Origin of the sequence: Imperialibacter sp. (genome assembly GCF_048007035.1) — a bacterium.
Taxonomy (GTDB): Bacteria; Bacteroidota; Bacteroidia; order Cytophagales; family Cyclobacteriaceae; genus Imperialibacter.
The window spans coordinates 511147-530890 of sequence record NZ_CP180355.1; the positions used below are offsets into that span (position 1 = coordinate 511147).

19 protein-coding genes are annotated in these 19744 nt (G+C 45.7%); 17 read left to right on the top strand and 2 right to left on the bottom strand.

Annotation, left to right across the window (positions count from 1 at the left end):
- Window positions 1-86 precede the first annotated feature (86 nt).
- The 13 genes from pdxA to ACMVP2_RS02380 all read left to right on the top strand — a co-directional run bounded on the left by pdxA (window position 87) and on the right by ACMVP2_RS02380 (window position 12962).
- Window positions 87-1121 (top strand): 4-hydroxythreonine-4-phosphate dehydrogenase PdxA, encoded by a 1035-nt coding sequence (gene pdxA, locus ACMVP2_RS02320; RefSeq protein ID WP_339786386.1) that lies wholly within the window; start codon window positions 87-89, stop codon window positions 1119-1121.
- A gap of 179 nt (window positions 1122-1300) precedes the next feature.
- The gene (locus ACMVP2_RS02325; protein ID WP_416866555.1) at window positions 1301-1849 is read left to right on the top strand and encodes a YceD family protein; all 549 of its coding nucleotides are present in this window, start codon (window positions 1301-1303) and stop codon (window positions 1847-1849) included.
- Window positions 1850-1868: 19 nt separating this feature from the next.
- The gene (rpmF, locus tag ACMVP2_RS02330; protein ID WP_339786380.1) at window positions 1869-2060 is read left to right on the top strand and encodes a 50S ribosomal protein L32; all 192 of its coding nucleotides are present in this window, start codon (window positions 1869-1871) and stop codon (window positions 2058-2060) included.
- 38 nt (window positions 2061-2098) lie between these two features.
- Window positions 2099-3040, top strand: a complete 942-nt coding sequence (locus ACMVP2_RS02335) for a phosphate acyltransferase (RefSeq protein ID WP_416866556.1) — start codon at window positions 2099-2101, stop codon at window positions 3038-3040.
- Window positions 3041-3052: 12 nt separating this feature from the next.
- Complete coding sequence (locus tag ACMVP2_RS02340) at window positions 3053-4051, top strand: beta-ketoacyl-ACP synthase III (RefSeq protein ID WP_317487431.1); 999 nt, start codon at window positions 3053-3055, stop codon at window positions 4049-4051.
- Between the two features lie 30 nt (window positions 4052-4081).
- Window positions 4082-4645, top strand: a complete 564-nt coding sequence (gene efp / locus ACMVP2_RS02345) for an elongation factor P (protein ID WP_317487432.1) — start codon at window positions 4082-4084, stop codon at window positions 4643-4645.
- Window positions 4646-4764: 119 nt separating this feature from the next.
- The gene (gene accB / locus ACMVP2_RS02350) at window positions 4765-5232 is read left to right on the top strand and encodes an acetyl-CoA carboxylase biotin carboxyl carrier protein (RefSeq protein WP_339786368.1); all 468 of its coding nucleotides are present in this window, start codon (window positions 4765-4767) and stop codon (window positions 5230-5232) included.
- A gap of 59 nt (window positions 5233-5291) precedes the next feature.
- Window positions 5292-6638, top strand: a complete 1347-nt coding sequence (gene accC, locus ACMVP2_RS02355; RefSeq protein ID WP_339786365.1) for an acetyl-CoA carboxylase biotin carboxylase subunit — start codon at window positions 5292-5294, stop codon at window positions 6636-6638.
- Between the two features lie 125 nt (window positions 6639-6763).
- Window positions 6764-7516, top strand: a complete 753-nt coding sequence (locus ACMVP2_RS02360; protein WP_416866557.1) for an SDR family NAD(P)-dependent oxidoreductase — start codon at window positions 6764-6766, stop codon at window positions 7514-7516.
- Window positions 7517-7716: 200 nt separating this feature from the next.
- Window positions 7717-9426, top strand: coding sequence for an IlvD/Edd family dehydratase (locus ACMVP2_RS02365; protein WP_416868188.1), 1710 nt, complete (start codon window positions 7717-7719; stop codon window positions 9424-9426).
- Between the two features lie 102 nt (window positions 9427-9528).
- On the top strand, window positions 9529-10293 hold the full coding sequence (locus ACMVP2_RS02370) for an SDR family NAD(P)-dependent oxidoreductase (protein ID WP_416866558.1): 765 nt from the start codon (window positions 9529-9531) through the stop codon (window positions 10291-10293).
- A gap of 164 nt (window positions 10294-10457) precedes the next feature.
- A complete protein-coding gene (locus tag ACMVP2_RS02375) occupies window positions 10458-12272 on the top strand; it encodes a hypothetical protein (RefSeq protein WP_416866559.1) in 1815 nt (604 codons plus the stop codon).
- The gene (locus ACMVP2_RS02380; protein ID WP_416866560.1) at window positions 12273-12962 is read left to right on the top strand and encodes a hypothetical protein; all 690 of its coding nucleotides are present in this window, start codon (window positions 12273-12275) and stop codon (window positions 12960-12962) included. It abuts the gene before it with no gap.
- A 184-nt stretch (window positions 12963-13146) separates the two neighbouring features.
- Here ACMVP2_RS02380 and ACMVP2_RS02385 read toward each other — a convergent pair whose 3' ends face one another.
- Window positions 13147-15540, bottom strand: coding sequence for an ABC transporter permease (locus ACMVP2_RS02385; RefSeq protein ID WP_416866561.1), 2394 nt, complete (start codon window positions 15538-15540; stop codon window positions 13147-13149).
- 146 nt (window positions 15541-15686) lie between these two features.
- Window positions 15687-16694 carry a helix-turn-helix domain-containing protein gene (locus ACMVP2_RS02390; RefSeq protein ID WP_416866562.1) on the bottom strand — a complete coding sequence of 336 codons (1008 nt, stop codon included), beginning with the start codon at window positions 16692-16694 and terminating at the stop codon, window positions 15687-15689.
- 106 nt (window positions 16695-16800) lie between these two features.
- Here ACMVP2_RS02390 and ACMVP2_RS02395 point away from each other — a divergent pair, with 106 nt between their 5' ends.
- The 4 genes from ACMVP2_RS02395 to ACMVP2_RS02410 all read left to right on the top strand — a co-directional run bounded on the left by ACMVP2_RS02395 (window position 16801) and on the right by ACMVP2_RS02410 (window position 19744).
- On the top strand, window positions 16801-17937 hold the full coding sequence (locus ACMVP2_RS02395) for an FAD-dependent monooxygenase (RefSeq protein ID WP_416866563.1): 1137 nt from the start codon (window positions 16801-16803) through the stop codon (window positions 17935-17937).
- A gap of 72 nt (window positions 17938-18009) precedes the next feature.
- Window positions 18010-19194, top strand: coding sequence for an alpha/beta hydrolase-fold protein (locus tag ACMVP2_RS02400; RefSeq protein ID WP_416866564.1), 1185 nt, complete (start codon window positions 18010-18012; stop codon window positions 19192-19194).
- 80 nt (window positions 19195-19274) lie between these two features.
- Window positions 19275-19478 carry a hypothetical protein gene (locus ACMVP2_RS02405; RefSeq protein ID WP_339786333.1) on the top strand — a complete coding sequence of 68 codons (204 nt, stop codon included), beginning with the start codon at window positions 19275-19277 and terminating at the stop codon, window positions 19476-19478.
- A complete protein-coding gene (locus ACMVP2_RS02410; RefSeq protein ID WP_339786330.1) occupies window positions 19478-19744 on the top strand; it encodes a type II toxin-antitoxin system RelE/ParE family toxin in 267 nt (88 codons plus the stop codon). The genes ACMVP2_RS02405 and ACMVP2_RS02410 overlap by 1 nt, the downstream gene beginning before the upstream one ends.

Here is a 19744-nt window from a genome sequence, read left to right on the forward strand (position 1 = left end):
TGTGTGGAAAGGTTACACATTACTCAATCCCTGAATGAAAAACCCAAACGCAGGCCAAATAACTGAAATTTTGTAGGATAAATCGGATGGATAAGTCAAAGAAAAATAAACCTGTTGTTGGCATCACCCTTGGAGATATTAATGGGATTGGTCCTGAAGTCATCATAAAGGCCCTTGAAGACAGCAGGATTTTGAAGTTCATGACGCCCGTCATTTATGGTTCTTCCAAAGTTGTGTCCTATTACAGAAAGGCGCTCGACCTGAGCGACTTCAACTACCACCAAATTAAGGATCTGGGCCAGCTCTTTCATAGAAAAGTAAATGTTTACAACCTGTGGGAGGAAACCGTAGAGATCAAAATGGGGGAAGAAAATGAGACAGGAGGCAAGTATGCGTTTCTTTCCCTGAAGGCGGCAGTGGCCGATTTGAAGGACGGAAAGATCGACGCTGTAGTGACAGCGCCCATTTCTAAAAATAATATTCAAAGCGAAGAATTTAAATTTCCCGGGCACACCGAATACCTGGCTGAAACTTTTGGCGTAAAGGATCACCTGATGCTGATGGCTGGCGACAAAATGAAAATTGGGCTGGTTACGGGGCACATTCCTTTGAAAGCGGTGGTTTCAGCACTGGGCAAGGAGCTCATCCTTAAGAAGCTTTCAGTGCTTGACAGTACCCTAAGAAAAGACTTTGGCATCAAGAAGCCAAGGATAGCCGTGCTAGGGCTCAACCCTCATGCGGGAGAAAATGGCTTACTCGGCAACGAAGAAAGAGACGTGATCTCGCCGGTGCTTAAAGAATGGAAAGACAAGGGCAATCTTGTTTTTGGCCCATTCCCTTCAGATGGATTTTTCGGTACTCTGATGCATGCAAAGTATGACGGCGTGCTGGCCATGTACCACGACCAGGCGTTGATCCCGTTTAAGACCCTGTGCTTCGAAACCGGCGTTAACTACACGGCAGGTTTGCCTGCCGTTCGCACTTCTCCTGACCACGGCACTGCCTACAATCTCGTGGGAAAAAATGAAGCCTCTGAATCATCGATGCGGGAAGCTATCTTCATGGCCGCAGACATTGTAAAGCAGCGGAGAGTGAACGCTGGTGAAGAAACAGAAGATTGATTTTTGATGACCTGAACGCCTGGCAGCTTTTAAATAGTTGCTGGTAAAAACTAAATCGGTGCCAGAAACCGTTCTAAGTGGGTGCGAGATATTTTCTATTTAATTCATGAACGTCGTTTTATTAATTACGGCTTTATTCATATCTTTGCGGTCTTTATTGAATACAGAGTGAGTTTGAGATGGCAAAAAGTCCCTTAAAACCGTTTGAAATAGAGATTCAGGGGCTTTCTCTTGACCAGCATTCATTTGACTTCAGCTTTGACAATCAATTGTTTGAGGCATTCGAAGGGTCATTGATTGAAAAAGGCAAGGGAAGTGCTCATGTTGAGCTTTTGAAATCTGAAACAATGATGGCTTTGTCATTCGAGGTTGAAGGTTCGGTCGAGCTTATATGTGACAGAAGCCTTCGCCCGTTCGACTATGAGTTGGACATCAGGCAGGAGTTGATCATTAAGTTTGGAGATGAGTTTGCTGAATTGGACGACGATATTGTAGTGATTCCGAGAGAAACACAGCATTTGAATGTCGCCCAATATATATATGAGTTCATTTCGGTGGACGTTCCGATGAAAAAGCTTCATCCGGAATTGGTGACTGAAGAAGACGAAGACTACGAGGTTGAAGGATCGTTGATTTATCAAACCTCTGCCGAGCAGGAGCAAGACGACGACACAGAAGAGAACGTCGATCCACGCTGGGAGGCGCTGAAAAAATTTAGAAACAATTAATTGTTAATACGAAGTAAAAATGGCACATCCAAAACGAAGACATTCGACCACCAGACGTGATAAGAGAAGGACTCACTATAAAGCTGAAGCCAAAAGCTACGTGGTATGTCCTACAACAGGGGAATTTCACCTGCCACACAGAGCCTTCTGGCTTGAAGGTAAGCTTTACTACAAAGGCAAAGTGATCATGGAAAAAGAGGTGTTGGCATAAGCTAACTCCTCTTTTGGTTCCAAACCAACACATCGTGCATGAAAATAGCTGTTGACGCAATGGGAGGCAATCTTGCCCCTGATCATGTTGTCATTGGAGCAGCCCAAGCCCTGAAGTCCTTTACTGAAGCCGATTCGTTGGTTCTTCTGGGCGATAAAAGCGTTATTCAGGCGTCATGCGAAAAACTTCAAATCTCCCATCAACTATTTGAGCTTCACCACGCTCCTGAAGTTATTGGCATCGATGAGCATCCTACCAAGGCCCTGGCTCAAAAACAGCATTCAAGCATTGCAGAGGGGTTTCATTTACTGAAAAATAAAGAAGTAAGGGCGTTTTGTGGGGCCGGCAACAGCGGAGCCATGCAAATGGGTGCCCTTTTTTCAGTCAAGCCTATTGAAGGGGTGATTCGGCCAAGCCTGGCTGGACTTGTACCAAAGGAAGACGGTGGCTATGCACTACTGCTTGACACCGGAGCCAATACCGACGTTCGGCAAGACGTTCTCCTCCAATTCGGCGAGCTGGGCTCAATTTATGCGGCGAACATGATGGGCATTGAAAACCCCAGAGTAGCACTATTGAACCTTGGCAAAGAAGAAGGAAGGGGGACGCTGTTTACCCAGGCGGCCTACCAGCTATACAGTGGTAGTTCCAAAGTGAACTTTATTGGAAATATCGAAGGAAGTGACCTCTTCAACAACAAGGCTGACGTGATCGTCTGTGATGGCTTTACTGGCAATGTGGTGTCAAAAATGATTGAGGCTTTTTACGATCTTCTGAAGAAACGTAATTTCCTCGATGACTTTTTCACAAGATTTAATTACGAAGCCGTTGGAGGAAGTCCTATATTGGGAGTTAATGGGAATGTGGTCGTTGGCCACGATGCCTCCAGCCCTGAGGCAATTAAAAACATGATTTTACTTGCATACCGAATGGCGGAAACCAATTTTTACCAAAAAATAAAGGTCGCCTTCGGAGATTAAACAACTAATAATATGACCAAAGTCCGGGCAGGAATAACGGGGATTCAAGGATACGTTCCAGATTATATATTGACCAATAAAGAGCTGGAAACCATAGTAGAAACTACAGACGAGTGGATCACCTCCAGAACCGGCATCAAAGAAAGGCATATCCTGAAAGGCGAAGATCAGGGAACCTCCGTAATAGGCATTGAGGCTGTGAAGGGGTTGCTGAAAAAGACCAACACCGACCCTTCAGAAGTAGATTTGGTGATCTGTGCCACTACCACTCCTGATATGTTGTTTCCCGCCACGGCCAACATCATTTGCAATGCGGTGGGAATAAAAAATGCTTTCAGCTACGATATTCAGGCCGCTTGCTCTGGGTTTCTCTTTGCCCTCACGACAGGGTCACAGTTTATCGAAACGGGAAAATACAAAAAGGTGATCGTGATAGGAGCCGACAAAATGTCCTCTATCATTGACTACTCCGACAGAACCACCTGCATTATTTTTGGCGATGGTGGTGGTGCAGTGATGCTTGAGCCAACAACTGATGGCACAGGCATCATTGACGCTGTTCTTCACTCCGACGGGTCGGGAGAGCCGTTTTTGCACATGAAGGCCGGTGGCAGTCGGAAGCCTGCTACGGCAGAAACAGTGCTTGCAGGCGAACATTACGTGTACCAGGAAGGTGCTACCGTCTATAAATTTGCAGTGACCAATATGGCCGAGGTGGCTGCCGAAATTATGGAAAGAAACAGCCTTACGTCAGACAACGTCGACTGGCTGGTGCCTCACCAGGCCAATAAACGTATAATAGATGCCACCGCCAAGCGAATGGGCGTTGGCGAAGAGAAGGTGATGCTCAATATTCAAAAATACGGCAACACTACGAGCGGCACCATTCCACTGTGCCTGTGGGATTACGAAAAACAATTGAAAAAAGGGGACAATCTGGTGCTAGCCGCTTTTGGTGGTGGGTTTACCTGGGGATCAGTTTATGTTAAATGGTCCTACGATTCTAAATAATAGCTTCAACATCAATATTGACAATATTTTATGGCAACTACAGCTGACTTTAAAAACGGTCTGTGTATTGAGTATAACGGCGAACTTCATGTCATTACCGAGTTTCAACATGTGAAACCAGGTAAGGGCCCTGCCTTTGTCCGCACCAAGCTCAAAAACATCAAAACCGGCAGAGTGATTGACAACACCTTCAACTCGGGCGTGAAAATTACAACTGCAAGAGTGGAGAACCGACCTCATCAGTTTCTTTATAAAGATGACCTGGGCTACAACTTCATGGACAGCTCTACTTTTGAGCAGGTAATTCTTCAGGAAGAGATGATCAGTGCTCCACAATTCCTGATGGATGGGCAAGGTGTCGACATTCTGGTACATGCTGAAACCGAAACACCGCTGTCTTGCGAATTGCCTGCACACGTAGAAGTAACTGTTGTTTATACAGAGCCCGGGCTCAAAGGAGACACTGCCACTAACACATTGAAACCGGCAACTATAGAAACCGGTGCCACCATAAAAGTACCCTTGTTTATCAATCAGGATGAACGAATAAGAATCGATACAAGAACAGGCGAATACTATGAACGAGTGAAATAGTAGCTATTCCATGTACGGCAGGTATTTCGAAAATATTCCACTAATTTAGTTATCGGTTAACCCAACAAAATCTATTAGCCATGGCAGAAAAGCAGTCGAGGCCCAATAAAAACGAACCTATGAAAGCGAAAGAAATTCAGGATCTGATCGATTTTATCTCCAAAAGCGGACTTGAGGAAGTTAATATCGAAACAGAAGAGTTCAAGATCAAAGTAAAGCGCAATAGCGACGCACCACGCATCGTCGAACACGTAGCAGCAGCTCCAGCTCCGGTAGCGGCAGCTCCGGCACCTGCAGCAGCGGCTCCGGCAGCACCTGCACCAAAATCTGGCAGCGATGAGAGCAAATACATTACAATCAAATCTCCGATGATCGGTACTTTCTACCGCTCTCCTAACCCTGAAACAGACGTGTTTGTAAAGGTTGGTGACAAAGTAAAATCAGGGCAACCTGTTTGTATCATTGAAGCCATGAAGCTCTTCAATGAAATCGAATCTGAAGTTTCCGGAACCATCGTGAAGGTATTGGTGGACAATGCCAGTCCGGTAGAATATGATCAGCCATTATTCCTTGTTGACCCCTCCTAAGGCCAGCATTTGAGGAATATTGAAGTCATATTTATTTGTCAGGATAAACCCAAATTATTGTGTTCAAAAAGATATTAATAGCCAATAGAGGAGAAATCGCCCTGAGGATCATAAGAACCTGCAGGGAGATGGGTATTAAAACGGTGGCCGTTTATTCCACAGCCGACAAAGACAGCCTTCACGTTAGATTTGCTGACGAGGCCGTTTGCATAGGCCCTCCCCCAAGTGCCAAGTCGTACCTGAAAATGCCCAATCTGATTTCAGCGGCTGAAATCACCAATGCCGATGCCATTCACCCCGGCTATGGTTTCCTTTCTGAAAACGCTGAATTCTCACGCATTTGTCAGGAATATGGCATCAAATTCATTGGGGCCAGTCCCGAGATGATCAACTCAATGGGAGACAAAGCCACTGCCAAAGACACCATGAAAAAGGCTGGCGTGCCCATTATCCCCGGATCTGAGGGTCTATTAGACTCGGTGGCGCAGGGCAAAAAATTGGCCGCCGAAGTAGGCTATCCGGTGCTTTTGAAGGCTACTGCCGGCGGTGGTGGCCGGGGTATGCGTCTGGTGAAGCAAGAGTCAGAATTTCAAAAAGCCTGGGATGATGCCAGAATGGAATCTGCAGCGGCCTTTGGGAACGATGGCCTCTACCTCGAAAAGTTTGTTGAAGAACCACGCCACATAGAAATTCAAATCGTTGGAGACAGCAGAGGCAGAGCCTGCCACCTTTCGGAGAGAGATTGCTCTATTCAGCGCCGCCACCAAAAGCTGGTAGAAGAAACCCCTTCTCCTATTGTATCTCAGGAGCTGAGAGAAAAAATGGGTGCAGCGGCCATTGCTGGTGCCGAGGCCATAGGTTACGAAGGAGCCGGCACCATTGAGTTTCTTGTAGACAAGCATGGAGATTTCTACTTCATGGAAATGAATACCAGGATTCAGGTGGAGCACCCAATTACTGAAGAGGTGACAGATTTTGACCTGATCAAAGAGCAGATTCAAGTTGCTGCGGGCGTACCTATTTCCGGCAAAAACTACTTCCCGAAACTTCACTCAATGGAGTGTAGAATCAACGCTGAAGACCCAGGAAACGGATTCCGTCCGAGCCCGGGTAAAATAACAAACCTTCACCTCCCAGGCGGGCATGGTGTGAGAGTGGACAGCCACGTATATGCCGGCTATACCATTCCACCTAACTACGACTCCATGATTGCCAAGCTCATTGTGTCAGCCCAAAGCCGTGAAGAAGCGATTACGAGAATGAAAAGGGCTTTGTCGGAGTTTGTGATTGAGGGAATTAAAACCACCATTCCATTCCATATTAAACTGATGGACGACCCTAAATTCAAGTCAGGCAAGTTCACCACGAAATTCCTGGAAGATTTTGATTTCAGTGATTTAAAGTAAAAAGCTTCGCAACCCGAAGTATTCAGAACCCGAGGCACAATGTTTCGGGTTTTTTTTATGCTTTTCAAGCTATCTGTGCAAAGTGGCTATGCATATAGCGAGGAAAATCTTAAGTTTAATATTACATGGAAAGATTTGAAAATCAGGTAGCCATTGTCGCTGGCGGAGCCAGAGGGATTGGTAAAGGAGTAGCCAAAAGATTGGCCTCAGAAGGTGCAACAGTTGTGATTCTGGATGTACTTCAAAAAGAACTGGATGCCACTGTAAAAGAACTTACAGGCAATGGATTGAAGGTATCCGGAGAAATAGTGGATGTAACCTCAGAAAAAGAAATACAGGCCCTTGTTCAAAAAGTGGTAGCTGCAAATGGTCGGTTGGATGTGATGGTCAACTGTGCCGGTATTGTGGGGGAAACCAATGTGAAAATTGGCGACTACACCACTGATGTATTCGACAAGGTGATTGCTATCAACCTGCGAGGTGCATTTCTGCTTACCAAGCATGCTATCGCTCCAATGCTAAAAGCAGGCTATGGCAGAATCCTTCATGTGACCTCCATTGGTGGCAAAGAAGGCAACCCGGGCATGATGGGCTATGCAGCGAGCAAATCAGGACTAATTGGACTGGTGAAAGGGGCTGGAAAAGAATATGCTGAATCGGGCATCACCGTAAACGGTATTGCGCCAGCTGTAATTGCTACGGAGTTTAATGAAAACACCGACCCGGCAATGTTGAAGTACATGACCGACAAAATACCCATGAAGCGCATGGGAACCATCGCAGAGGTGGCGGCCCTCTCCTGCTGGATCGTATCGAAAGAGGCAAGCTTCAATACTGGGTTTGTCTTTGACATTAGCGGCGGACGAGCGACGTATTGAGGAGGAAGGAGACCGAAGACGGGAGACCGAAGACAGGAGACGGGAGACCGAAGACAGGAGATAGGAGACGTAAATGTAGACGGAAGTTGGAAGACAGAAAACGGGCCCGACTACAGGCGGAACTAGAGAAGAATATTGAAAACCCCAAAAAGGAAGTCATTATACAGAAGAAGAAAAAACACCTACAATTACTTACCTACATGAAAAAATTACGCAGCCAGAACTGGTTTGGCAAAAAGGGAAAAGACGGCTTCATCTACAGAGCCTGGATGAAAAATCAGGGTACTCCACACGATGAGTTTGAAGGAAAGCCTGTGATAGGCATATGCAACACGTGGTCGGAGCTGACACCCTGCAACGGGCACTTCCGGGACCTGGCTGAGTCGGTAAAAAAAGGAGTTTGGGAGGCTGGTGGCTTTCCTTTGGAGTTTCCGGTGATGTCGCTCGGTGAAACACTGATCAAACCCACTGCGATGCTCTACCGCAACCTTGCCAGCATGGATGCAGAAGAAAGCATCAGGGCTAACCCCATCGACGGCGTAGTGCTTCTGGGTGGTTGCGACAAAACAACGCCCTCTATCCTCATGGGAGCTACTAGTGTCGACCTGCCCACCATTTTCGTTTCAGGTGGCCCTATGCTCAACGGAAAATACCGGGGCAGAGACATTGGCACTACCGACATCTGGCGTTTTAGCGAAGCTAACCGCCGGGGTGAGATGAGCCAGGACGAGTTCATGACAGCGGAAGCCTGCATGTGCCGCAGCCAGGGCCATTGTGCCGTGATGGGCACCGCCTCTACCATGGCATGTATGGTGGAGTCGCTTGGGCTTACCCTGCCAGAGAATGCAGCTATTCCCGCTGCCGACTCCAGAAGAAAAGTATTGGCCCAAATGAGCGGCCGTCGGATTGTGGAAATGGTGAAAGAAGACCTGGTAGTTTCCAAAATCCTAACCAGGGAAGCGTTTGAAAACAGCATCATGCTGAATGCTGCGGTGGGTGGTTCTACCAACTTTGTGATTCACCTGCTAGCCATTGCCGGTCGTGCTGGTATCAAACTGGATCTTGAAGACTTCGATAAATTCTCTTCCAAAATACCGCTACTCGCCAACCTGCAACCTTCCGGACAGTTCATGATGGAAGAGTTTTTCTACGCAGGAGGCTTACCTGCTGTTATCAAAGAGCTTCTTCCTTTGATCAACAAGAATGCCCTCACGGTAACCGGAAAGACCATAGGAGAGAACGTAGCCCGGTCAGAAAACTTCAATGATAAGGTGATTGCCTCTGTAGCCAAACCTTTTAAAAAGGACTCTGGCATAGCGGTAGTAAAAGGCAACCTGGCTGAAAATGGAGCCATTATCAAGCCCAATGCTGCGACACCTGCTTTGATGGTGCACAAAGGAAAAGCCGTAGTATTTGAAGACATCGAGGACTTCAAAGCCAAAATAGACGATCCTGCTTTGGAGGTAGATGAAACCTGCATTCTGGTTTTGAAGAACGTTGGCCCTAAAGGCTACCCCGGTATGCCAGAGGTTGGCAATATGGGCATGCCTAAAAAATTGCTTGATAAGGGCGTGACGGATATGATCCGTATCTCTGACGGACGCATGAGCGGCACCGCCTTTGGCACAGTGATTCTGCATGTGTCTCCAGAGGCAGCGGCAGGTGGCAATTTAGCACTGGTAGAAAATGGCGACCTAATTGAGCTGGATGTGCCTAAAAGAAAGCTACAGCTTCACGTGTCGGATGCCGTGTTGGCAGAAAGGAAAAAGAAGTGGAAAGCGCCTGACCTGGGTTACAACCGTGGCTATGTGAAGCTTTACATCGACCACGTGGAGCAGTCTCACCTGGGCACTGACCTCGACTTCCTGAGAGGCAAGTCGGGCAAAGAGGTAAAGCGGGATTCGCATTAGGATTTTTTAACGCAATGTCATGCTGAGCTTGTCGAAGCATAATTATTGACGACAAATCGTCTTCGACAGGCTCAGACTGACATCTCTTAACACCCTTTTGAAATGGATCAATTATTCAAGGACAAAGTAGCTATCATCACCGGAGCGGGTATCGGCATCGGCTTCGAAATAGCCAGACAGCTTACCCAAAGAGGCGCCAGCGTGGTGCTCAACGATATTGATGAAAAGGTGGCAAAGCAGGCCGCAGACACTATTACCAAAGAAGGTGGAAAGTGCGTCCCTTTCGCAGGTGACTCCAGCACTATGGAAACCATACAAGGGCTAATAGGCAAGGCAGTAAGCGCCTACGGCAGGCTGGACATGGCGATTGCCAATGCGGGCATTACCACCTTCGGCAAGTTTCTGGAATATAAGGTGGAGAACTTTCAGCGCATTTGCGCTGTGAACCTGCAAGGCACTTTCTTCCTCACTCAACAGGCGGCTTTGCAGTTTATCAAGCAAAAATCTGAAGGCCGGGTTGTTATGATGTCTTCTGTTACCGGCCACCAATACCATCCGGATCTTGCCGCTTACGGCGTGTCGAAGGCAGCCATACAGTTTATGGCCAAGACGCTTGGTGCTGAGCTGGGCCCGCATCAAATCACGGTGAATGCTGTATCTCCAGGCGCCACTATCACCGAGCGCACCATGGCCCTCGAAGACGACTATATGGGTGCCTGGAATGCTATCACTCCTACCGGAAGAGCTGCTACAGTTGCCGATATTGCTAACGCTGTTCTGTTCTTTCTGTCGCCCCACTCCGGGCAAATCACGGGGCAAACTGTGATAGTGGACGGCGGCTGGACGGCTGTGAGTCCACCGCCTTAATAATCAGTCTGAGTCATCCTTACAGTTGGTAAACTTTCAGGTAACTATTGATAAAAAATCTCAAATAAATGTCACTGAATTTATCTTAATTGTGCCAAACACATAGGGCTCCTTAAATGCACAATTCCTTCAGAAGGATTTCTGATCAGAAACCAGGCAAATGGATGATATCATTTTGCCTATTCATTTTATATGCTTGCCAATTTCAACCAGACGATGTCTACTTCAAAGAGGTTGAAAAGCCCGACTTCTCTACCCTAGAAGTTTATATCGATAGTGAGGAAGACATACTGGTCTATAAACCAACAACCTTTAAGTTTGTCATCACGGAAGGAGCTGCTCTTAAGTGGGTTGACATCTATTTAGACACAACGAGTGTTAGCTCGATAACACGAAATCTCACCGACACCCTTTCTTTTGTTATTGATCCCACCGATTACGAAAATGCTAGCTATGTGTTGAGGGTTACTTACGTTGCAGCACCCAATAATAACAGTCTTGGCGATATTCTTGGGTTCGAAGAGTATGAGATTTGGAAGGAATTGAAATTAACGATCAACACAACCCCACCGCCACCTGTAGAAATAGATTCGATACTAATCGAAAACGGAACATTAAGGCTTACATGGAGTGCTCCAGAAATAATAAATTTTGACAAGTACCATTTAAGGGCTGGGTCGGCAACTATTGAGCTTGATAACACAGCGACGGGCACTAAATTTCAGCAATTCATATCTGGAAACATAAATTTCCGAATCGACATCGAGACACCTTACTTTGATGTCGAGGGCACTAATAAGACTTTTTCACTGACGGAAACGCTACTATCCGCCGAAATTGTGGATAGTAATTTTGTCAAAATTATCTGGAAGAAGCCTCTCCTATATCAAAATGTAGATAAAATTAAGATAGTAAAAATTAACAGATTTTCAGAGGAGGTTTTGATGGAATCAAGTCAGATTCTCAATGACTCTATTCGGTACGAAAAAGAAATTTTTTTTGCCGAAAACTATAAATTTCAGGCAAGGTTTTACTACAAAAATGTGAGTTCACCTTATTCCCCCCAATATCATAGTTTGACATACGAGATTGCATTAGGCGATTCTATTCCAAGCTTTCTGCATATGACGTATGACCCGACTTTTAATAAGTATTTCCTAAAAAGTCTGCTCCCAGAAAACTCAAATAGTGAATATAACAATGTGATTTATCGTTTAAATAATAATCTCTTAGTTGAGTCTCAGGCAAACTTTCTTGAGTATAACAATGAAAACCCAACAATAACAACCAGTCCAGACGGGCAAAAGGTATTGACAGTTACCTCCAACTCTCTTAGGTTGCTGGAATTCAATGCGTTAACAATGACGCTTGAAAAAGAAACCTATTTCGGCTCCTATATAACCTCAACTAATAGTTTTACCCGAAGAGCCATGTCCACAAAATTGGCTTCAAACAACCTTGTCTTTGTCAAGACCTTAGGGCAGGCGATTGTGCTTGATTCCAAGAGAGAGAATACTGTTTTTTCCGAGCCAGCAACTTTAAGTGGCGATAATATTGATTTTAGCCCAACAGGAGATATCCTTTACTTCTATGGTATATTTTATGAACGTATGGTAGGCAAATATCAAAAGTCAATTAGTCTATCGAACCTAACTAACGGACGTTTTATTGAGGATGGTAATCTACTATCAGTTCAAGGTAATGGGATAATAGAAATAAGTCCAAAAACTGGCACGATTGTCAACTCTTTTATTTTTGATGCTTTGGATTCGCAACCTGGACAATCTTCGTCCATTTCAAATGCCTTTATCGACAAGGAAAGAGATGTTTTTGTTTACATAAGATCCGATAAGGTATCTATTTATCGATACTCAACAGGTAGGCTCATCAAGCAATTGCAAACAGGTGTTGGCTTCAAAAAATATTATTTTAACGGAACGTTATTCTCTACAAACGGCCGAGCACTCAAATACTACTAAATGAGAAAATTACTCACTTGCATGATCCTTTTTACCGTTTCCGGAGTCGGTTATTGTCAAATAATTAATATTGAGTCAAATGTATATTATGCCACATATTCAATGAAATATTTACGTGACGTGCAGGCCGTTTTTGCTTGGCATAACCCTATCCCTCTTAAATCAGTATCTTCTTTCCCAGCCTACTTTGCTTATGATTTTCTAAGCGCCTACAAAGTAGACGATATCAGCCAGATAGGTATTTGGGGAAGCTATCGTTCTACAGGGGCAAGAAACTCGTATGTCGACTATTCGGGAAGCTATACAACAGATTTTTTGGTGGAGTCGGTCGTCATTGGCCCTGCATACCAAGGCAGCATTGTAACCAGGCCAGGAATTATCAAAATAAACCTGCGAGTCGGCTATTCGTGGAACTCTCTGGACATTGTCCAAACAATCAAGACTCAGGGCTCAAATGAGTCGACAAAAAAAAGCACCCCATCAGCCTCACTACCAATAATAGTAGGAATAAGTTACCGAAAGGATATATGGAAAGGTTATATAAACACCTCTCTCTTATATGAATATGCGAAATTGGATTACCCAGTCACTCAGAGTGGCGCTCTTGTAGACTGGTCTGGGCTCAAAATAGGTTTAGGCGTGGGGGTTGATTTCACGAAAAAACCGGTTGATCCTTCTGGCAGCCACTAGTGAACAAAATCTCGTTCGTCAGGTTCACCTGCACCCCAACGTCATAGCCATCCCCCTTAGTAAGCACATCCACCATCCCTACATGCCTATGGCCAATTTGTAATGGACATGGCACGCCCCTTCTAGACTCCTGCCTCCGCAGGAGTGACGGTACAACAAGCCTCAGTGCCTCCACCCCACACCCTTACTCATACCTCAGCGCATCCACTGGATTAGCTTTGGCCGATTTGAGCGTGTGGTAGCTGATGGTCGCCAGGGCAATGGCGACAGCAATAACCATCGACACAATAAAAACCACTGGATTGATGTCGATGTGATAAGCAAAGTTCTCCAACCACCTGCCAAGAAAAAGCCATGCAAGTGGTGTCATAATCACAAAGGCTATCAGAATGAGCAGCACAAAGCTTTTGCTCAGGCCAAACATGATATTGATCACCGAAGCGCCCAGCACCTTCCTGATGCCTATTTCTTTGATCCTTCTTTCGGTAGTGATGGCAGCCAAACCAAACAGCCCCATACAGGCGATAAGGATGGCCAGTACGCCCATGATAGTCACCACGGCACTCATTTGTTTGTCGGAGCGGTAGAGCTCCTCAAAATGAGCATCCAGAAAGGTGTACTCCAGTGGAAACCTGCCAACATGTTTCGTCCACACCTCGTCGAGTTCTTTAAGGGCCGCCTCAATGTTTTGTCCATTAATTTTCACTGACATTTCCTGATAGCCCCATTCAGGGTGCACCACCATCGATAGCGTGTTGACGGCATAGTGCAGCGAATTGAAGTTAAAGTCTTCGGTTACCCCTATGATTGTTCCCAAAGAGTCGTTGTGAAACCACCCATGACCCGCCTTCGCTCCAATTGGCTGAGACAAATTCAGATCCTTGGCCAGCGACTCATTGATGATGAACGACATGCCATTGTCTTGCGCATATTCCTTCGAGAAACCTCTCCCTTCTTTCAGCGTTATGCCAAATACCTCAAGGAAATCGTAATCCACATTCACATTGGAGGGCGTAATGTCCATTACTCCTGAATCCGACTTGTACTTAAAGCCCCACTGGTGAAAGTTGTTGCCCAGCCGCTGGCCGGAGGCTGTTACGCCAAGAATGTTGGCTTGGTTGAGCAAGTCGCTTTTGATCAGGTCAAACTTCTTGTTAGCATCCCCATTCAGGCTTACCTGCACAATGTGATCCTTATCGAAGCCAATGTCTTTGTTTTGCATGAAGCTGAGCTGCTGCAACACCACGAAAGTGCTCACAATCATGGCCAATGCCAGACCAAACTGCACTACTATCAGCGAGTTTCCCAGCCACGACTTGCCACTCTTTACATTTGCTCCTTTAATGATGCTGACGGTCTTAAATGAGGCCATAAAAAGTGCCGGATAAATCCCACCAATCAACCCCAACATCAAAGTAATGAAGAAAAGCCCTCCCCAAAATGAAGGTTGCCCAAGGTAGGAAAGCAAGCTCAGTTCCCTTCCAATCAGTGTATTCAAAAAGGGAATAAGGAGGAGATCCAGGAGCAGCGCCAGGATCAACGCCAGGAAAGCCAAAATGGTTGACTCAATAAGGAATTGAGAAAAGAGCTGACCTTTTTTGGCTCCAATTGACTTGCGAATACCAACTTCCTTGAAGCGATAAGAAGCTCTGGCAGTGACCAGGTTGGTGAAGTTCACTCCAGCAATAAGCAGAATGAAGATTCCCACAAGCTCAAAAGTACCTATGTACTCGCCATTGAATTTTCGGTAGTCGTGGTAGTCGTGCTCAATATCTATCGAGCCCAAATGCACATCCGTCAATGGCTGCAAAAATAATTTGTAGTAGTCCAGAATATCCTCACCACCATGCTTAAGTAGAAAATCGTTGAACCCGGCAGACATTTCATCCACGTTTGTACCCGGGTGCAGTTCAAGGTAGGTCACCATCCAGTTGCTGCCCCAGGCGGTATTAAGACCCGGATTGTCTCTGACAATGGTCGCCATGGAAACAAGCACCTCGAATTGCAAATGTGAGTTTTCGGGCACATCCTTCATTATCCCGGTAATCTTATAAGACTTATCGCCCCAGGTCACCATTTCCCCCATCACGTCTTTTCTCTCAAAAAGCTTCAAGGCTAACCCCTCTGTCACTACCATGGTGAGTGGGTCGTTCAACGCATTTTCCCTATCACCTTCAACTACGCCAAAGTCAAACATTCGGAGAAAAGTGCTGTCCACATTAGCTCCCATTTTAACTTTGATCTTCCTTTCACCCACCTCAAACAGCATATTGTCGTTTCCCATGAACCGTGCGTACCGCTTCACCTGGGGAAAATCCTGCTGCATGAACGGCCCCATGCCCGGCATAGACAAGGCTACTTTTTGAGTGTTGGTACCAGGAAAGCTCTGAATCTCATCGAGCCGGTAGATGTTTTCCTTTAGCGAATGGAATTGATCGAAGCTGGTTTCATCCTGAATAAACAGGTAGATAACGATGGACGCCGCTAAGCCAATAGCGAGGCTGAAAACGTTAATGAAACTAAAAAGTTTTTGCTTGAGCAGGTTACGAAATGCAATGAGGAGGTAGTTTTTGATCATGGAAGGGATTGATTAGTTATTGAAATTTACTCGCTTCTAATCAAATGGTTACATGGTTAAGGCCTTTTGACACTTCTTTTACACTCTTTTTACATAACCTGTCCTCAACAGGCAACACTTGAGGGCTTGAAAAGCGCAGCAAAACTCTACTGGCTCACCTTCCATTGCTCAGGAGTCAGCCCAGTCCATTTCTTAAAAGCTTTAAAGAAAGAGTTGGGATCAGAGAACCCACATTCAAAAGCAATTTCTTTTAAGCTCAGTCGTTCGTTGCGGAGCAGTTGGCAAGCCAACGCTTTTCTCACCCGGTCAATCACCTGCTGGAAGTTTGTTTGCTCACTACGTAGCTTCCGTTGCAAGCTGCGCTCACTCAACGAGAAATGGTTGGCTGCCGCTTTTAAGTCGGGGGTGTTTTTAATGTTGGTCTTTAAATAGGCCTCAAGCTGAGTCTTGAACAATTCTTTGTCTTGCTGTGCGCTCTGCTCAAGGTATTGTTTCAAATGGTCCCACAGCTGTGGGTTGGCGAACGGCAGCGGTCGAAGAAAAACATCCGCTTTGAACACCAGGTAACAACCATCCCCCGTCAACGGGTCAATACCCACAGTTCTCCTCATTACCGACCGCTCAGGTCCGGGCAACTCGTAAGGAAGGGTAAGCGACACAGGCTGCGCTATTTCAGCATCGAACCACTCTTTTACTATCCTCATCATTCCATAAAGAAACATTTCGATAGTCACTTGAAAAGTCCGTTGTTTCCAAAGGCCCGACTCTGTTGTAGTTATTGTGGAGGCAATGTACTCACCTCTCCTTTCAATAGATGGGCTAAAAATGCCGTTTAGCTTACCATAGTATTTATAAAATGCCTCCGATACATTCTGCAGTGTTGGGCTCACCTGCACCAGCTGACCCAGTGCGCCCAGCATATTAATTTGCCCCAACGAAAAATGCTTGTACTCAATATCGTAGGCCATTTGCCCATCGGGGTAATGTGTAGCCACGTGGCCAATGATCCGAAAGAACATTTCGGCACGTATCATGTCGTCGGTGGGCAACGACTCCAGCAATATGTAATCCGGAGAATTTTGCAGCAAATGACCATAGCCAGCCACCTCTACCTTCTTCATCAGGTGCTTTACAATATTGGCTGATATCATCATGGGCATCAATTTAACTACTTTGTCGTGATTGGCAAGTGCTTTGGCGGGTTTGGAAAACTCCAGCACTGCTCTTTGCCGTAAAATTGCATAACCAAATTATTAAAACATGAAGGCAGTAATAGCAGGTGGCGGAATAGGTGGGTTAACGACCGCCATCGCACTGGAAAAGCTCGGGCACGAAGTAGAAGTATATGAAGCAGCATCGGAGTTCAAATCTGTGGGCGCCGGTCTTGGTCTGGCAGCGAATGCTGTCAAAGCATTTGACCATCTGGGCCTGAAGGACGAAGTGCTGGCCGCAGGTCAGCTACTTCCAAGCGCAAAACTTTTGACCAAAGAGGGAGCTCTCATTACTCAGGTAGATTCACTAAAAATAAGCGCAAAATATGGTGTTGATAACTTTGCTATTCACCGTGCCGAGCTGCACGAAGTATTACTCAAAAACCTTAAGAAAACTAAACTCGTCACAGGGAAAAAAGCGGAGAGCTGCAGTGAAAGCGCATCTGGCGTCGAAGTAAAGTTTACTGACGGAACCTCAGCCTCCGGCGATTTTTTAATAGCCGCTGACGGCATTCACTCCCAAATAAGGAAGCAGTTTTTACCTAAGTCGGCACCACGATATGCCGGCTACACCTGCTGGAGAGCTGTGGTTCCGCAACCCAAACAACGGATAGAGCTGCCTTCAGAAACATGGGGAGAAGGCGCACGATTTGGCATCGTTCCATTGAAGGATGATAGGATTTACTGGTTTGCCTGCCTCAACGCAAGGCAGCATGACCTGTCGGTGCGCAACTTCAAAAAAGGAAACCTTCTCTGGCACTTCGATGACTTCCATGAACCAGTGGCAGAGCTGATCCAGAGTGCGGCACAGGAAGAGATCATCTGGGGTGACATCATCGACCTGGTGCCGATCGATAAGTTTGCTTTTGGTAAGGTGCTGCTAGCGGGCGATGCAGGTCACGCTACCACGCCCAATATGGGACAGGGGGCTTGCCAGGCGATTGAAGATGCGGCCTTTCTTTACTCGATCCTGCGAGGCGGCGGAACCATTGAGGAGAAATTCCGTCGATTCGAAAAGGTCAGGAAGCCACGAACCAAAAAGATAGTGGAAAACTCATGGCGAATAGGCCGGGTGGCTCAATGGGAAAAGCCCTGGGCAGCCGGGTTGCGCAACAAGCTATTTAGTATGGTTCCACAAAGCGTTCAGGAGAAGCAGCTGTCATTTTTATACGAGGTGGAGTTCTAGGTATATGTAAGTGAACAGTTTGGGAAACATTTAGTATATTCATCTGCAATAGCCAAGGCTTAAACAGGTGTATTGAAACTTCTTCTACCTATTTTCATATCGCTTGTGTCAATCAAGGCATTGGCACAAGAGGGAGGCACTGATATTGTTATCGGCAAATCGCATGTTATTCATTCCAAAATCCTGAATGAAAAACGGCACTATGCGGTGTATCTTCCTGATGGCTACAGTAATAAATCGTCTCATCCGAAGAGCTATCCCGTGATGTATGTGCTGGATGGTGAGAGTCACTTTCACAGTGTAAGCGGCATTGTTGATGCCAGGTCACCCTTTTACCTTCCACAAATGATAGTCGTTGCCATTGGCAATACAGACAGGTGGCGGGATTTGACCCCAACCAGCAATGACTCATTGTTGGAGAAACCCAATAGTAAGGCTAACACGACTGGCGGCGGAGAGGAGTTTCTAGACTTTATCGAGAAAGAGCTGATCCCTCACATCGACAAAACTTACCTCACGGCTCCATTTAGACTATTCGTTGGGCATTCTCTTGGCGGTTTGCTGGCACTCTATTCAGCCTACTCCCGGCCGGGTCTGTTCAATGCCTTTATCGCCATCGATCCGACCGTTGGATGGGACGATAATATGGCGATAAAAAAGTTCGAAGAAGAGGGTATGCAATCGAAGCTGGTTAACAAATCGATCTTTTTGGGCATATCTAATCGGGTCACCGAAAACAGCTTTAAGCGTTTAACAACAGATCGGGCTGTTGATAGAATTGTGACGACCTTGCAAACATCTGGAGCATCGGGATTTAGATTCAACTATGAAAAATACGAAACTGAAACCCATGGTTCTGTGCCACTTTTCGCAGAGTTGGATGGGCTCCATTTTATTTTTGAGAAATACCGCATCAACATTGAGTCGGATAACCCTGATGCAGCAAAACTAAAAACCCATTTTGAACGATTTTCCGAAGATGTCCATTTTTCATTTCCACCACCCGAAGCAGTCGTTAACGTCGTGGCCTACAACTTTATGGTCCGAAAAGAATACGACAAGGCACTTGAATGCTACCTCTTGAATATTGAAAACTATCCTAAAAGCAGCTCCGCTTATCTGACAGTCGGCGACATATACCGGGACAAAAAAGGAGATCGGAAAAAGGCCCTGGAATATTACGAAAGATACCTGAAAATTAATCCTGGTGCGACGATGGTAAAAAACCGGATCAAAGCGCTGACTGAAGGTGACTAGCGAGAACCTGAACCGTAGCTAAGCGACTCCGTTTAATATAATTTTGTTCTTATCTTTAAACTGCAAAAGGCCAGTAAGTCATGGAAGCAATTAAGAAAAAATATATAGTTGATGAAAAGCAGAAAAAGGTAGCTGTTCAAATTGACATTCAGGAGTTCGAGAAAATTGAGCGAGTAATTGAAGACTATGCACTAGGCAAACTGATAGAAGAAAATGATTCTTCTGAATCTTTGACTTTTGATGAAGCCAAATTAGCCTATCAACAGCTGCAAAAAGCAAAGTAGTGAATGTAAGGTTTGCTAAAAACTTCCTAAAAGACCTTGCATCCGTTCCGTCAAAGGAAAGAACGAAGATCGAAGCTTTTGTTTTTGAAGAGATACTTACCCTTGATGAAATTTCCTCGATCAACAGCATAAAAAAACTAAAAGGTTATCCCAGCTATTACAGAATACGCTTTGGCAACTATCGGGTTGGTATCAGCTACACAAATGAAATACTAACATTTGAAAGAGTGCTGCACCGAAAAGAAATCTATCGCTACTTCCCCTAA

Bases quoted from the DNA above. Each gene is read 5' to 3' on its own strand.
- pdxA (WP_339786386.1), top strand. From the start codon at position 87: ATGGATAAGTCAAAGAAAAATAAACCTGTTGTTGGCATCACCCTTGGA.
- ACMVP2_RS02325 (WP_416866555.1), top strand. From the start codon at position 1,301: ATGGCAAAAAGTCCCTTAAAACCGTTTGAAATAGAGATTCAGGGGCTT.
- rpmF (WP_339786380.1), top strand. From the start codon at position 1,869: ATGGCACATCCAAAACGAAGACATTCGACCACCAGACGTGATAAGAGA.
- ACMVP2_RS02335 (WP_416866556.1), top strand. From the start codon at position 2,099: ATGAAAATAGCTGTTGACGCAATGGGAGGCAATCTTGCCCCTGATCAT.
- ACMVP2_RS02340 (WP_317487431.1), top strand. From the start codon at position 3,053: ATGACCAAAGTCCGGGCAGGAATAACGGGGATTCAAGGATACGTTCCA.
- efp (WP_317487432.1), top strand. From the start codon at position 4,082: ATGGCAACTACAGCTGACTTTAAAAACGGTCTGTGTATTGAGTATAAC.
- accB (WP_339786368.1), top strand. From the start codon at position 4,765: ATGAAAGCGAAAGAAATTCAGGATCTGATCGATTTTATCTCCAAAAGC.
- ACMVP2_RS02360 (WP_416866557.1), top strand. From the start codon at position 6,764: ATGGAAAGATTTGAAAATCAGGTAGCCATTGTCGCTGGCGGAGCCAGA.
- ACMVP2_RS02365 (WP_416868188.1), top strand. From the start codon at position 7,717: ATGAAAAAATTACGCAGCCAGAACTGGTTTGGCAAAAAGGGAAAAGAC.
- ACMVP2_RS02370 (WP_416866558.1), top strand. From the start codon at position 9,529: ATGGATCAATTATTCAAGGACAAAGTAGCTATCATCACCGGAGCGGGT.
- ACMVP2_RS02375 (WP_416866559.1), top strand. From the start codon at position 10,458: ATGATATCATTTTGCCTATTCATTTTATATGCTTGCCAATTTCAACCA.
- ACMVP2_RS02380 (WP_416866560.1), top strand. From the start codon at position 12,273: ATGAGAAAATTACTCACTTGCATGATCCTTTTTACCGTTTCCGGAGTC.
- ACMVP2_RS02385 (WP_416866561.1), bottom strand. From the start codon at position 15,540: ATGATCAAAAACTACCTCCTCATTGCATTTCGTAACCTGCTCAAGCAA.
- ACMVP2_RS02390 (WP_416866562.1), bottom strand. From the start codon at position 16,694: ATGATGATATCAGCCAATATTGTAAAGCACCTGATGAAGAAGGTAGAG.
- ACMVP2_RS02395 (WP_416866563.1), top strand. From the start codon at position 16,801: ATGAAGGCAGTAATAGCAGGTGGCGGAATAGGTGGGTTAACGACCGCC.
- ACMVP2_RS02405 (WP_339786333.1), top strand. From the start codon at position 19,275: ATGGAAGCAATTAAGAAAAAATATATAGTTGATGAAAAGCAGAAAAAG.